The 12,786-nt window shown below is 71.8% G+C and carries 13 protein-coding genes; 8 read left to right on the top strand and 5 right to left on the bottom strand.

Annotation, left to right across the window (positions count from 1 at the left end; genetic code table 11):
* Positions 1-80 precede the first annotated feature (80 nt).
* Entirely contained in the window at positions 81-371 is a 291-nt protein-coding gene (locus H8838_RS08805; RefSeq protein ID WP_181310730.1) for a DUF4193 domain-containing protein, read from the top strand.
* Positions 372-526: 155 nt separating this feature from the next.
* On the opposite strand, the gene H8838_RS08810 is transcribed toward H8838_RS08805, so the two are convergent.
* A complete protein-coding gene (locus tag H8838_RS08810; RefSeq protein WP_181310731.1) occupies positions 527-841 on the bottom strand; it encodes a DUF4235 domain-containing protein in 315 nt (104 codons plus the stop codon).
* A gap of 43 nt (positions 842-884) precedes the next feature.
* Positions 885-1,355, bottom strand: coding sequence for a DUF3093 domain-containing protein (locus H8838_RS08815; protein WP_181310732.1), 471 nt, complete (start codon positions 1,353-1,355; stop codon positions 885-887).
* Positions 1,356-1,420: 65 nt separating this feature from the next.
* Here H8838_RS08815 and dut point away from each other — a divergent pair, with 65 nt between their 5' ends.
* Genes dut through H8838_RS08835 form a run of 4 tightly spaced genes read left to right on the top strand, consistent with a single transcriptional unit; the run spans position 1,421 to position 3,671 of the window.
* Positions 1,421-1,918, top strand: a complete 498-nt coding sequence (gene dut, locus H8838_RS08820; RefSeq protein ID WP_181310733.1) for a dUTP diphosphatase — start codon at positions 1,421-1,423, stop codon at positions 1,916-1,918.
* Positions 1,919-1,943: 25 nt separating this feature from the next.
* The gene (locus H8838_RS08825) at positions 1,944-2,579 is read left to right on the top strand and encodes a DUF3710 domain-containing protein (RefSeq protein WP_181310734.1); all 636 of its coding nucleotides are present in this window, start codon (positions 1,944-1,946) and stop codon (positions 2,577-2,579) included.
* A 1-nt stretch (position 2,580) separates the two neighbouring features.
* Positions 2,581-2,943: an OB-fold nucleic acid binding domain-containing protein gene (locus H8838_RS08830; protein WP_181310735.1), complete on the top strand. Its 363-nt coding sequence runs from the start codon at positions 2,581-2,583 to the stop codon at positions 2,941-2,943.
* A complete protein-coding gene (locus tag H8838_RS08835; protein WP_224766486.1) occupies positions 2,940-3,671 on the top strand; it encodes a DUF3159 domain-containing protein in 732 nt (243 codons plus the stop codon). Before H8838_RS08830 ends, H8838_RS08835 begins: the two co-directional genes overlap by 4 nt.
* Before the next feature lie 70 nt (positions 3,672-3,741).
* Here H8838_RS08835 and H8838_RS08840 read toward each other — a convergent pair whose 3' ends face one another.
* Both H8838_RS08840 and H8838_RS08845 read right to left on the bottom strand, forming a co-directional pair.
* Positions 3,742-4,407 (bottom strand): potassium channel family protein, encoded by a 666-nt coding sequence (locus H8838_RS08840; RefSeq protein ID WP_181310736.1) that lies wholly within the window; start codon positions 4,405-4,407, stop codon positions 3,742-3,744.
* A gap of 3 nt (positions 4,408-4,410) precedes the next feature.
* The gene (locus H8838_RS08845; protein ID WP_219924101.1) at positions 4,411-5,058 is read right to left on the bottom strand and encodes a potassium channel family protein; all 648 of its coding nucleotides are present in this window, start codon (positions 5,056-5,058) and stop codon (positions 4,411-4,413) included.
* A gap of 85 nt (positions 5,059-5,143) precedes the next feature.
* Here H8838_RS08845 and H8838_RS08850 point away from each other — a divergent pair, with 85 nt between their 5' ends.
* Both H8838_RS08850 and H8838_RS08855 read left to right on the top strand, forming a co-directional pair.
* Positions 5,144-7,195 (top strand): APC family permease, encoded by a 2,052-nt coding sequence (locus H8838_RS08850; protein ID WP_224766487.1) that lies wholly within the window; start codon positions 5,144-5,146, stop codon positions 7,193-7,195.
* Positions 7,196-7,236: 41 nt separating this feature from the next.
* Entirely contained in the window at positions 7,237-8,340 is a 1,104-nt protein-coding gene (locus H8838_RS08855) for a class I SAM-dependent RNA methyltransferase (protein ID WP_317983802.1), read from the top strand.
* Positions 8,341-8,353: 13 nt separating this feature from the next.
* On the opposite strand, the gene H8838_RS08860 is transcribed toward H8838_RS08855, so the two are convergent.
* Positions 8,354-9,340: an aldo/keto reductase gene (locus H8838_RS08860; protein ID WP_181310740.1), complete on the bottom strand. Its 987-nt coding sequence runs from the start codon at positions 9,338-9,340 to the stop codon at positions 8,354-8,356.
* 333 nt (positions 9,341-9,673) lie between these two features.
* Here H8838_RS08860 and H8838_RS08865 point away from each other — a divergent pair, with 333 nt between their 5' ends.
* On the top strand, positions 9,674-12,766 hold the full coding sequence (locus H8838_RS08865; RefSeq protein WP_185994836.1) for a hypothetical protein: 3,093 nt from the start codon (positions 9,674-9,676) through the stop codon (positions 12,764-12,766).
* Positions 12,767-12,786 lie beyond the last annotated feature (20 nt).

The following is a 12,786-nucleotide window of genomic DNA, read 5'->3' on the forward strand; positions in this document are numbered from 1 at the left end:
CTCGATGGGGCACAATCAGCGCGCGCAGAGCACTAGAACGAGGGCTGTCAGCCCGCGGGTTCGGGATTGGAAGAGGGCAGATGGCGACCGACTACGACGCACCACGCAAGACCGAGGAAGACCAGAGCGAAGAGAGCATCGAAGAGCTCAAGGCGCGGCGTCACGACAAGAACTCCGGGAAGGTCGACGAGGACGAGACGGAGGCGGCTGAGTCCTTCGAGCTGCCCGGCGCGGACCTCTCCCACGAGGAGCTTGCCGTCGAGGTCAAGCCCAAGCAGGAGGACGAGTTCACCTGCATGAGCTGCTTCCTGGTGCACCACCGCAGCCAGCTGGCGGACGAGAAGAAGATGATCTGCCGCGACTGCATCTGAGCACCGCGTCCCGCGCGCGGCGGCACCAGCCGCCGGCGGGACTCGGCAGCAGGACGAGACGACGAAGGCCGCGACCCGGGGGTCGCGGCCTTCTGCCGTCTGCGGGGCCTGAGCGCGTTCGGGGCTCGGTCAGCGACCGGGCTCAGGACGGGAGCTCAGGACTGGGGAACCTGTGCGGCGTCCTTGTGCTGGCCGTCCTTCTTCAGCTCGGGCGGCAGGTGCCCGGTCGACTTGGCGTAGTAGTTCGCCGCCTTGCGGGTGGCGAGCATCCGGGCCAGGCCGATGGCGGTGCCGCTCACGGCGGCCCATGCGACGGCCTCCCACAGGTCGACGTCGGGGTCCGCCGGGTTGGCGGGCGGGTTCTTGCCCGTGGCGGCGCGCCACGAGGTGTTCAGCGCCTTCTTGGCCACGGCCGCCGCGGCGATCGCGGAGCCGAGGGAGAAGACGGTCCAGAACTTGCTCGATGCCATGGGTCCTCCTGGGGGTCTCCCAGAACCCTACCCAGCGGTGGGATCAGGCATGCGGGACGGCCGCGGCGGCTCGCTCCAGGGCCGCGACCAGGTGCTGCGGGTGCCGGGTGTGGATCAACCAGTACGGCGTGGGGTCGGCCGGGTCGGTGAGCTCGACCCGCACCGCGGTCTTGAGGTAGGGGCGCAGCAGCAGGAACGCCCGGGCATCGGCCTCCGGGCCGGCGACGGCGCGGGCCCGGTCTGCGTCCAGAGCCTCGGCCCGGCCCAGGTGGGTCACGCTGATGTGGGCCTTCCCGGCGGTCAGCACCCCGTCGGCCACGGTGACCCGGGCCGCGAGCGAGGAGAAGAGGCCGACCATCGCCGCCAGGGCGACCGCGGTGACTGCGCCGGAGGTGGCGAACCCGGCCGGGGTGGCAGGCACCGCGACGACGACGGCGAGCCAGAGACTGGCGATCAGCATGGTTCCCTGCACCCACCACCGCAGCGGCACGCGCAGACGCTCGTCGTACTCCACGGGGCCAGCCTAGGCGGCGCCGACGAACACCGAGGCGACGGGGGACCCCGGTAGTCTCCTGCGCCGTGACCGACGCCCCCTCGCCCGTGCCGCTCGACGTCCCCGTGCTGCGACTGGACCCGGACCTGCCCCTGCCCGCCTATGCGCACCCCGGCGACGCCGGCGCCGACCTGTGCTCCACCGTCGACCTCGTGCTCGCCCCCGGCGAGCGGGCCCTGGTGCCGACCGGGATCGCCCTGGCGCTGCCGCCCGGGCACGTGGCACTGATCCACCCGCGCTCGGGCCTCGCCGCCCGGCACGGGGTCTCGATCGTGAACACGCCCGGCACCGTGGACGCCGGGTACCGTGGGGAGATCAAGGTGCTCCTGGTCAACCACGACCCGGGCGAGCCGGTCGAGCTGCGACGCGGTGACCGGATAGCCCAGCTGGTGGTGCAGCGCTTCGAGCACGCCAGGTTCGTCGAGGTCGATGAACTCCCCGGGTCCAGTCGTGGCGCGGGGGGTTACGGTTCTACCGGTGGCTTCGGGACGAGCGTCCCCGGCGGGCCCACCGCACAGGGCTGAGAGCGATCGACCAGGAGGCACCCCGATGAAGTTCCGCCGCAAGTCCGAGCAGACCCCGAGTCCCGCGGACGAGGTGCCGGCAGAGACGACGGCTCCCCAGGAGCAGTCCGAGGCAGGGCCCACGGGTCCGTACGACGCCGAGGGCCTCGACGACGGGGTGGAGCGGATCGACATCGGCGCCCTGCTCGTCGCCCCCGCGCCCGGCCTCGAGCTCAGGCTCCAGGTCAACGAGGAGAGCGGCGAGGTCGCCAGCGCCCTGCTGGCCGGCCCGGAGGGCGCCATGGAGCTCCAGGTCTTCTCCGCCCCCCGCAACGGCGACCTGTGGGGCGAGGTCCGGCCGCAGATCGCCGCGGACGTCGTCCGCCGCGGTGGCACGGCGACCGAGCGGGAGGGCCGCTGGGGCACCGAGCTGGAGTGCCGGATGCCGGTCCAGCGCCCTGACGGCACCCAGGCGGTCCAGCCGTCCCGGGTGATCGGGATCAACGGCTCGCGCTGGCTGCTCCGCGCCTCGCTGCTGGGCCGTCCGGCGTTCGAGGACGAGGCGGCGCAGGTCTGGGAGGACGCCCTGGCCTCGGTGGCGGTGCGTCGCGGCGACCAGGCCATGCCGGTCGGCCGCCCGATCGGGTTCACGCTTCCTCCGGACGCGCGACGGGCCACCTGACATGGACGTCCGGGACCGGCTGCGCCGAGGACTCTCCCGATGGGCCGACAGCGGTGACCAGCAGGCCCGGGACCTGCGTGCGGCCCACGGCGGCCAGGGGGCCCAGACGATCCTGGACGCCCCGGAGCGGGTGCCGGTGGTGCTGCGCGGCAGCCTGCGCACCGTCACCCTGCGACCGCGCGGTGGCGTACCGGCACTCGAGGCCGATCTGGGCGACGGCACCGACGTGCTCACCCTGGTCTGGCTCGGCCGGCGACGCATCATCGGCATCGAGCCGGGCCGTTCGCTCACCGTCACGGGCCGCATCGGCGTGCACGAGGGGCGCCGGATCATGTACAACCCGCGCTACGAGCTGATGCCGTGACGGCGGCGGAGCACCCGGGCTCCACGCCCGGGACCGAGACGGTCGAGGCGGTGGTCCGGCGTCAGCTGGCCCAGGCGCTCGGCGGGCGTCGAGGCATGGTCGAGGCCGCCGTCCCGACGATCCTGTTCACCGCGACCTGGCTGCTGGCCAAGGACCTGCGTACCGCGCTCGTGGTGAGCATCTCCGCGGCGGTGCTGCTGCTGCTCGTGCGCGTGGTCCAGCGCTCGACCGTGCAGTTCTGCGTGAACGCGCTCTTCGGCATCGGCATCGGCTGGTTCTTCGTCAACCGGGCGGCCGCGGCGGGCGGCTCGGAGCAGGACCAGGCGCTGGCCTACTTCCTGCCCGGGATCCTCTACAACGGCGGCTACGCGATCGTGCTCGCCCTCACCTGCCTGGTCGGGTGGCCGCTGGTGGGCTTCATGGTCGGCAGCGTCACCGGCGATCCCACCGCCTGGCACGCCGACCGCCAGGTGGTGCGGCTGAGCTCGTTGCTGACCTGGGTGCTCGCCGTCCCGTGCATCCTGCGGGTGGCCGTGCAGGCGCCCATCTGGCTGGCCGGCAACTCCGGGGCCTGGGACCCCGACACCGCGATCGCGGCCCTGGGCCTGCTCAAGATCGGCCTGGGCTGGCCGCTTCAGCTCGCGGCCCTGGGCACCATGGTCTGGCTGCTGGCGCGCGACCACACGCCGGTCACCCCGGCCGCTGATGGCCCGACCGACCAGTCCTGACCTGCCCTCACCTCCCCAGTCCTGACCTGACCCGCCTGGGTCCGGTGGCTCAGCGACTGGTGGTGAGTCTTCAGTGCTGGTGCGGGGCCAGGGTGCGCTCGAGCTCGACCTCGGCGTCGGCGCTCACCACGAACAGCAGTTCGTCGCCGGACTCCAGCGGCTGCTCGTCGCTGGGCGGGTAGACCTGGCCGTCGCGCAGGATCGTGACCAGCACGCAGTTCTCCGGGAACGGCACCAGGCCGGCCGGCTTGCCCACGTAGGGGGAGTCGTCGGGCAGCGTCATCTCCACCAGGTTGGCGTTGCTCTGCCGGAAGGTGAACAGGCGCACCAGGTCTCCGACCGAGACCGCCTCCTCGACCAGCGCGGACATGATCCGCGGGGTGGAGACGTTGACGTCGACGCCCCAGGCCTCGGTGAAGAGCCACTCGTTGTCGGGGTGGTTGACCCGGCCCACGGTCCGGGGGACCCCGAACTCGGTCTTGGCCAGCAGCGAGGTGACCAGGTTGGCCTTGTCGTCCCCGGTGGCCGCGATCACCACGTCGCAGCGGTCCAGGCGTGCCTCCTCCAACGAGGAGAGCTCGCACGAGTCGGCGAGCAGCCACTCCGCGTGCGGCACCCGCTCCTGCCGGACGGCGTCGGGGTTGCGGTCGATGAGCAGGACCTGGTGCCCGTTCTCGATCAGCTCGCGGGCGATCGAGCGGCCGACCGCTCCGGCCCCGGCAATGGCCACGCGCATCGGTCAGTCCTCCTCGGGCCCACGGTTGAGGACGCGGTAGGCCTCCGCGGCGTTCTCCTCGCGGATGACCAGGTGCAGCACGTCGCCCTCCTGGATGACGCTCTCGCGCTTGGGCAGCGTGCCCTCGCCCAGGCGGTCGATCCAGGCGATCCGGCTCTGTGTCTGCTCCTGGAAGTGCACGGTCCGGTGCCCGATCCAGGCGGGGGGCACCGGCACCTGGTCCAGCCGGATGGTGCCCGAGGGGTCGCGGAAGGTCGGCTCGGCGCCGGCCGGCAGGATCCGGCGCAGGACCTGGTCCGAGGTCCACTTGACGGTGGCGACCGTGGTGATGCCCAGGCGCTGGTAGACCTCGGCGCGGCCGGGGTCGTAGATCCGGGCGACCACCTGCTGGATGCCGAAGGTCTCGCGCGCGACGCGGGCGGCGATGATGTTGGAGTTGTCACCGCTGGAGACGGCCGCGAACGCGTCCGCCCGGCGGATGCCCGCCTTCTCCAGGACGGCCTGGTCGAAGCCGTAGCCGGTGACCTTGTCGCCGTTGAACGACGGGCCGAGACGACGGAACGAGTCGGGCTCGCTGTCGATGACCGAGACCGTGTGGTTACGGTCCTCGAGGCTGCGGGCGAGGGTCGAGCCGACCCGGCCGCAACCCATGATGACGACATGCACGGGGAAACCGTATCCCAGTCGGGACGCCGCGGGTCGGCGTCCGTCGGTGGAGGGGACTAGCCTTCGGGACGTGGGTGTCGGCGATGTCTCGAAGCGGATCCTGCTGGGACGCAAGCTGCGCAGCTCCCAGCTCGGAGAGTCCCTGTTGCGCAAGCGGGTGGCGCTGCCGATCTTCGCCGGCGACGCGCTCTCCTCCGTCGCCTATGCCCCCGACGAGATCTTCATCATGCTCTCCCTGGCCGGGGCCTCGGCGTACGCCTGGTCGTGGAAGGTGGGGCTCGCGGTCGCGGTGGTGATGCTGGTGGTGGTCACCTCGTACCGGCAGACCGTGTACGCCTACCCGGGCGGCGGGGGCGACTACGAGGTCGCCTCGGCGAACCTGGGGCGCAACGCGGGCGTCACCGTGGCGAGCGCCCTGCTCGTCGACTACGTCCTGACCGTGGCCGTCTCGATCAGCGCGGGCGCGCACTACGCGTCCTCGGCGCTGGCGTTCCTGGACGGGCACGAGGTGCTCTTCGCCAGCCTGATGGTGGTGCTGCTGGCGGCGCTCAACCTCCGTGGTGTCCGGGAGTCGGCCGCCTGGTTCGCGCTGCCGACGTACCTGTTCATCGTCGCCGTCCTCGGCATGTGCGGCTACGGGCTGCTGCGCTGGTCGCGCGGGGACCTGCCGCAGGTGGAGAGCGCCTCCTTCGAGATCACCGCTGCGCCCGGCTTCGAGGGCCCGCTCACCACGGTGGCGCTGCTGCTCCTGCTGGCGCGCGCGTTCTCCTCCGGGTGCGCGGCGCTCACCGGGGTGGAGGCGGTCTCCAACGGGGTCCCGGCGTTCCGTCGGCCCAAGAGCCGCAACGCCGCGAGCACCCTGCTCCTGCTCGGGCTGATCTCGGTCAGCATGATGATGTCGGTCATCGTGCTGGCCCGGCAGATGGGCCTGAAGTACGTCGACCCGCTCGAGCTTCAGCGACTCACGATGCCCGACGGCACTCCCGTCACGGGCTACGACCAGCACTCGGTGATCGCCCAGCTCGCGCAGGGGGTCTTCAGCGACTTTCCGCCGGGCTTCTACTTCGTGGTCACGGTGACCGCCCTGATCCTGGTCTTCGCCGCCAACACCGCCTTCAACGGCTTCCCGGTGCTGGGCTCGATCCTGGCCGAGGACGGCTACATGCCCAAGGCGCTGGGCGCCCGGGGCGACCGGCTCGCCTACAGCAACGGCATCGTCTTCCTGGCCGCGGTCTCGATCGCCCTCGTGGTCGCCTTCGACGCCCGGACCACCCAGCTCATCCAGCTCTACATCGTCGGCGTCTTCGTCTCCTTCACCCTGGGGCAGCTCGGCATGGTCCGGCACTGGACCCGGGAGCTGTCGGTCACCCGGGTCGCCGCGGACCGGGTGCGGATGCACCGGTCCCGGGTGATCGCCGCCGTCGGACTGGTGCTCACCGGTGCGGTGCTGGTGGTGGTGCTGGTGACCAAGTTCCTGCCGGGCGCCTGGATCGCGGTGCTGGCCATGGCCTGCTTCTTCGTGCTGATGCGGGGCATCCGGCGCCACTACGACCGGGTCGAGTCCGAGCTGGCCGCGGACGAGCAGGACCGGGTGCTGCCCACCCGGGTGCACGCGATCGTCCTGGTCTCCCGGCTGCACAAGCCCACCCTGCGGGCCCTGGCCTATGCCAAGGCGACCCGGCCCAACGTGCTGGAGGCGGTCTACGTCGACGTCGACGCCGCGGCCACCGAGCAGCTGCTGAAAGACTGGGACGAGCGCCGGCTGGACGTGCCGCTGAAGGTGTTGCACTCGCCGTACCGGGAGGTTGCCCGCCCGATCGTGGAGTACGCCCAGGAGATCCGCCGCGCCAACCCGCGCGGCGTGGTCGCGGTCTACATCCCGGAGTACGTGGTGGGCCGGTGGTGGGAGCAGCTGCTGCACAACCAGAGCGCGCTGAGGCTCAAGGGCCGGCTGCTCTTCTCGCCGGGGATCATGGTCACCTCGGTACCGTTCCAGCTGCCGTCCTCGCAGAGCCGGCGTGCGCGGGCCACCGAGAGCCGGGTCAAGGCCGGCGACCTGCGGCGTGGGCGGGTCGAGGAGCAGGAACAGACGGACGGACAGGTCGGAGGGATGCACTGGTGAGCCGGCAGGTACGGACACGACGGCCGCGCGGTAGGTCGCGCGTGGGGGAGCGGTTCGAGGCCGAGGTGGGGCCGGTGGCCCACGGCGGTCACTGCATCGTCCGGGTCGCTGCCGATCAGGCCGACCCCGAGGCGACCCGCGTGGTCTTCACCCGGCACACGATCCCGGGGGAGCGGGTGGTCGTGCAGATCACCGAGGGCAGCGACGGCGACCGGTTCTGGCGCGGGGACGCGGTGCAGGTGCTCCGGGCCTCGCCCGAGCGGGTGCAGCCGCCGTGCCCGTTCGCCGGACCCGACCTGTGCGGAGGCTGCGACTTCCAGCACGTCGCGCTGCCGCACCAGCGCGAGCTCAAGGCGGAGGTGGTCCGCGAGCAGCTGGTGCGGCTGGCCCGGATGTCCCCGGAGGATCCCCTGGTGACCGGGCTCGTGGTCGAGCAGGTGCCCGGTGACGTCGACGGGCTGCGCTGGCGTACCCGGACCCGCTTCGTCCCGCTGCCCGGCGGCGGGCGGGGGATGCGCAAGCACCGCTCGCACGAGGTGGTCGAGGTCGACGACTGCCGGATCGAGGCGCTGGGAGAGGCGCCCGCGCACGTCGTGCGCGGTCACGAGTTCGACGTGGCACCGGGCGGCTTCTGGCAGGTGCACCCCGGGGCCCCCGAGGCGCTCGTCTCGGCGGTGCTGGACCTGCTGGACCCGCAGCCGGGGGAGTCGGTGCTGGACCTGTATGCCGGTGTCGGGCTGTTCGCCCGGTTCCTGGCCGAGCGTGTGGGCCTCGAGGCGCGCGTGGTCGCCGTGGAGGGTGACCGCGAGGCCGCCCGGCGGGCGCGCGGCAACCTGCACGGCACCGCGAAGGTGCGGGTGAGCGCCGGCGACGTGGCCTCGGTGCTGCGCGAGGAGTACGACGAGCCGTTCGACCTCGTCGTCCTCGACCCGCCCCGCGAGGGCGCCCGCAAGGCGGTCGTCGATCAGGTCGTCGACCGGGCTCCCCGGGCGGTCGCGTACGTGGCCTGCGACCCGGCCGCACTGGCGCGCGACCTGGCGTTCTTCGCCGAGGCCGGCTACCGCACCACGTCGATCCGGGCCTTCGACCTCTTCCCGATGACGCACCACGTCGAGTGCGTCGCGCTCCTGGAGAAGACGGGCTGACCGTGGCGCTCGGTCAGCGTCCGACGTAACCCATGTGGAACTCGTTGTAGCGGTCACCCCGCACGCCTGTCCGGGCAGCGAGCGCGTCCAGGTCGGCGCGTTCGTCGGCAGAGAGAGCGACGGCGGTCGCTCCGGAGTTCTCCGCGATCCGCTCGGTGCGACGAGTCCCGGGGATCGGCACGACCGAGGGGCGTTGCGCGAGCAGCCAGGCGAGGGCGATCTGCCCGGGCGTGACGTCCTTCGTCGCTGCGAGTGCCTGGACCTGGTCGACGAGGGCCTGGTTGGCGGCGAGGTTCTCCTCGGCGAACCTGGGAATGGTCGTGCGGATGTCGCCGTCGCTGAAGCCGCTCGAGGAGCGGACGGTCCCGGTGAGGAATCCCTTCCCCAGGGGGCTGAACGGGACAAGCCCGATCCCGAGCTCGTCGAGGGTTCGCATCACCTCGCCCTCGGGGTCGCGGGTCCACAGGGAGTACTCGCTCTGGAGGGCGGTGACGGGGAACGCCTCGTGGGCGCGGCGGATCGTGCCGGCCGCGGCCTCCGACATCCCGAAGTGGCGTACCTTGCCCTCGGCGACGAGGTCGCCGACTGTGCCGGCGACCTCCTCGATCGGGACGGCGGGGTCGACCCGGTGCTGGTAGAAGAGGTCGATCACCTCGGACCGCAGCCGCGTGAGCGACTCCTCCGCCACCCGGCGGATGCGCTCGGGGCGGCTGTCCAGCCCGACGATCTGTCCGTCGCGGACGTCCCAGCCGAACTTGGTGGCGATCACCACCTGATCACGCAGTGGCGCCAGCGCCTCACCCACGAGCTCCTCGTTGTGGCCGGCGCCGTAGACCTCGGCGGTGTCGAAGAAGGTCACGCCCGTCTCGACGGCCGAGCGCAGCACCCCGATCATGTCCTCGCGCGAGCCGGGGTTGGGGCCGTAGCTCTGCGACATCCCCATGCAGCCGAGACCGATCGCCGAGACCTCCAGGCCCCGGCCGAGTGTTCGCGTGTGCATGTCAGTCCTCCGGAGCCGGGAATGTGGACGAGGTCACTCAGTCACCATGACCTCGACGGGTCGCGGTTGTCCATGGCGACCCAGTCGGCGGGGACGTCCTGGAGGGCTATGCGGTTGTGCTCGACCTCACGGACGTCGTGACGCAGGGCACGATTTACGATCACCCCGTCAATCGCAACCGCAGGAGGCTTCCCCGGTCTCTGATTCTCGGGGCGGTTCGTCGCTTCGAGCAGATCAGGACCCATGAGACCCATCAATCCCCCCTCCGCACCACCTGCACATCCCCCCTCGACGACCGGCGGCGAACGGCTTCGGCTGCTCCGCCTGGCGGTCGTGGCGCCGGTCGTGGCGCTCGTCCTCTCCATGCTGTCCGTCTCGCCGGCGCACGCCGCAGGCACGATGACCGCCACCGGCTCCTCCCTGCAGTGGGGGTACGCCTACCCCGGCGACTCCAGCCTGGGCACGTCGGCGGGCTGGGAGGCGCCGACGGTAGGACAGGCGACCACCTTCACCGGCCTGCCCTACAGCAACCAGCAGAGGCTGCGCGTCCCGGCCACCGTCGTGCAGCGGATCTGGAAGGTCGACGGCACCCAGGTCTCGACCGCGGCGTCGTACACGCCCTCCGCGGCCGACCGGGGCAAGGCCCTCTCGTTGGAGGTGCGCTACGCCTACGCCGGCCACGACGACTTCTGGTGGCGCCCCGGCCCGTGGACGGTGCGGAACCCACCGCTGCGGGGAAGGACGGGCCAGCGCATCTCCTTCACCGGTGAGACGAAGGTCGGCCGGACCGTCACCTACCCGGCCCTGCACATCGCGCCGACGCCGACGACCTTCTCGGTGAGGTGGGATGCGCTCGACTACAACGTCCCGGGGTACACGCCCCGCGTGACGCTCCTCGCCAACCAGACGGTCCCGTACGGCCGGAGCACGTCGTTGACGATTCCTCCGAGCGCCGCGGGACAGATCCTGCGCGCCTGCGTGGTGGCCACCCTCAGCGGCCACGAGGACTACGACCGGTGCTGGCAGCCCACCCAGACGGTCGCGCCGGGCGACATGACGATCACCCACAACGTCACGGGCAACCTCGACGGCGGCAGCCGGACGCTGACCGTGACCGGGGCCGACGCCTACCCGGACGCCAACGTCCAGATCGAGTGGACCGCCGACGGTCAGGTTGTCCCCGCCCGAGCCACGTCGCAGACCAGCTCGACCCTGGACTACTCCGTCTCGTTGCGTGGCAAGGAGGTCAAGGCGACCTACACCGTCACCGCCCCCGGCTACCAGACGGTGACCCGGACGCTGACCCAGCCGTTCCTCGACCTCTACCCCGTGCCGGAGTCCCTGCGCGTCGAGCAGGTGCTCCCGCACGACGGCGCCGACCGTGACCTGGCCGGCCGGGTGTTCACGATCGCCGTGCTCGGCCCGCTGACCGGCTGGGACGTCGTACAGCGGTGGACCATCGACGGCACGGTGGTCTCCACGGGGCCCACCTACACGTCCACCCTGGCGGACGCCGGCAAGCAGCTGGTCCACGACGTGGTCGTCTCACAGCCGGGCTACCGGACCTTCACGTACCGGAAGGTCTTCACCGTCGCCGGGCCGGCGGCACCGACGGTCACGGGACAGGTCGACGGCGAGTGGATCGCAGGCCGCACGGTCACGAGCACGGCGGACACGTCGTTCTGGGCCTACAGCAACCTGAACCCCCCGTCCTTCGAGTGGCAGGTCGACGGAGTCACCGTTCCGGGCGCCGAGCAGCGTACGTTCCGGCTGACCTCCGACATGGTCGGTCGCACCGTCCGCGTCCGTGCGCACTACAGCAACATGACGGACTCGCGGACGACGACCTCGCCGTGGACCACGATCGAGCCGGTCCTGCTGCCCGTCGCCACCTCCTGGAACGTCAGCGCCCCCGGGAACGCGCGGGCGGGCGAGCCGGTCGAGATCACGATCAGCGGCGTAGGTCAGACGGCGTCGGTCGACGTGACCTGGCGCGCCGGCTCGGCCACCGGGGACGTCCTGGCCTCCGGGACCAGCCCGCGCTTCACTCCTCCGGCCCGCCTTGGCGGGACCCGGCTGCACGCCACGGTGACGATCAGCGCCCCGGATGCCCGGACCCGGGTGGACACCTTCGCCTGGGACCTGCCGCTCCTCGACCTCCCGGCGATCACTCCCTCCACGACCGGCGAGCCGGTGGTGGGCGGAACGGTCGGTGTCAGCCTCGACGGTCTCGAGCCGGACTTCTCGGTCGCCTACACCTGGTACGCCGACGGGGATCCGATCAGCGGTGCTTCCGGTGCCGACCTGCCGGTCACCGAGGCGATGCGCGACGCGGTGCTCAGCGTGCGGTACGTCGTGTCGGCGACGGGCTACCAGTCGTCGACCGGGACCCACATAGTCGGTCGGGTGCCGTTCGCCGGCCTGGTCGCGCCGTTCGCCCGGCTGGCCGCCTCGTCACCGGACCCGGAGGTCGGGCGTGAGCTGACGGCCGAGGCGGGCTCGGAGACCGCCGGCACCACCGTCACCTGGGAGTGGCGTCGCGACTCGGAGGTGGTCTCCACCTCGGCGACCTACACCCCGGAGATCGCCGACGCCGGTCAGCGGCTCACCGTGGTCGCGACGCTCTCGGCGCCCCGCCACGAGCCGGTCACCCTGGACTTCGAGGTGGCCGTGCCGCTGGTCGAGATCACGGGAGCCTCCGTCGCTCTGGTCGGGAAGGCCGTGGTCGGGCAGGAGCTGCGTGCCGACGTCGCCGGGACTCCCGCCGACACCTCGGTGAGCTACACCTGGAAGCGGAACGCGAGCGTGGTCGGCTCGGGGCCGACGTACGCCGTGACGTCCAGCGACATCGGCTTCGCCCTCACGGTCGAGGCCACCGTCTCCGGTCGGGGCTATGCCCCGGTCACCTTGATGGTCACCAGCGCCACCGTGGCCGCACCGGCGAGCGAGGGCCCGGAAGAGGGTGCCGTGCAGGGTGAAGCCCCCGGGAGCGGTGAGACCGGGGACAGCGCCCAGGTCGGCGGCCCCGGCGCGAGCTCCGGGGTCCGGGCGACGGCGGTGCTGGCGAAGAAGTCGGTGAAGTCGAGGAAGAAGCAGACCGTCCGGGTCCGCGACCTGGTGTCCGGCCAGCGGGTGACGGTGAAGGCTGGCGGCAAGAAGATCGCCGCCTTCACGCTCACGGCCAAGAAGCTGCGGGTCACCAAGCGTGCCAAGGTCAACGGTGCCAAGGTCGTGGTCAAGCGGGCCAGGTCAGGCGAGGTCACGGTGACCTTCAAGGTCGGGACCGTGGTCAAGGTCAAGGCCGGCGGACGGACCGCGAAGGCCCGGAAGAAGGCGAAGGCCCAGGCGGCGAAGCGGAACACCACGAAGGTCCTGGTGACCGGGACGGGTGGTCTGAAGGCGCGGCTGTCGTTCCGGATCAGGTGACGGCAGGGCTGCGTCAGCCC

The organism is Nocardioides campestrisoli (genome assembly GCF_013624435.2).
Taxonomy (GTDB): Bacteria; Actinomycetota; Actinomycetes; order Propionibacteriales; family Nocardioidaceae; genus Nocardioides; species Nocardioides campestrisoli.

Bases quoted from the DNA above. Each gene is read 5' to 3' on its own strand.
- H8838_RS08825 (WP_181310734.1), top strand. From the start codon at position 1,944: ATGAAGTTCCGCCGCAAGTCCGAGCAGACCCCGAGTCCCGCGGACGAG.
- H8838_RS08830 (WP_181310735.1), top strand. From the start codon at position 2,581: ATGGACGTCCGGGACCGGCTGCGCCGAGGACTCTCCCGATGGGCCGAC.
- H8838_RS08845 (WP_219924101.1), bottom strand. From the start codon at position 5,058: ATGGGTTGCGGCCGGGTCGGCTCGACCCTCGCCCGCAGCCTCGAGGAC.
- H8838_RS08840 (WP_181310736.1), bottom strand. From the start codon at position 4,407: ATGCGCGTGGCCATTGCCGGGGCCGGAGCGGTCGGCCGCTCGATCGCC.
- H8838_RS08810 (WP_181310731.1), bottom strand. From the start codon at position 841: ATGGCATCGAGCAAGTTCTGGACCGTCTTCTCCCTCGGCTCCGCGATC.
- H8838_RS08860 (WP_181310740.1), bottom strand. From the start codon at position 9,340: ATGCACACGCGAACACTCGGCCGGGGCCTGGAGGTCTCGGCGATCGGT.
- H8838_RS08805 (WP_181310730.1), top strand. From the start codon at position 81: ATGGCGACCGACTACGACGCACCACGCAAGACCGAGGAAGACCAGAGC.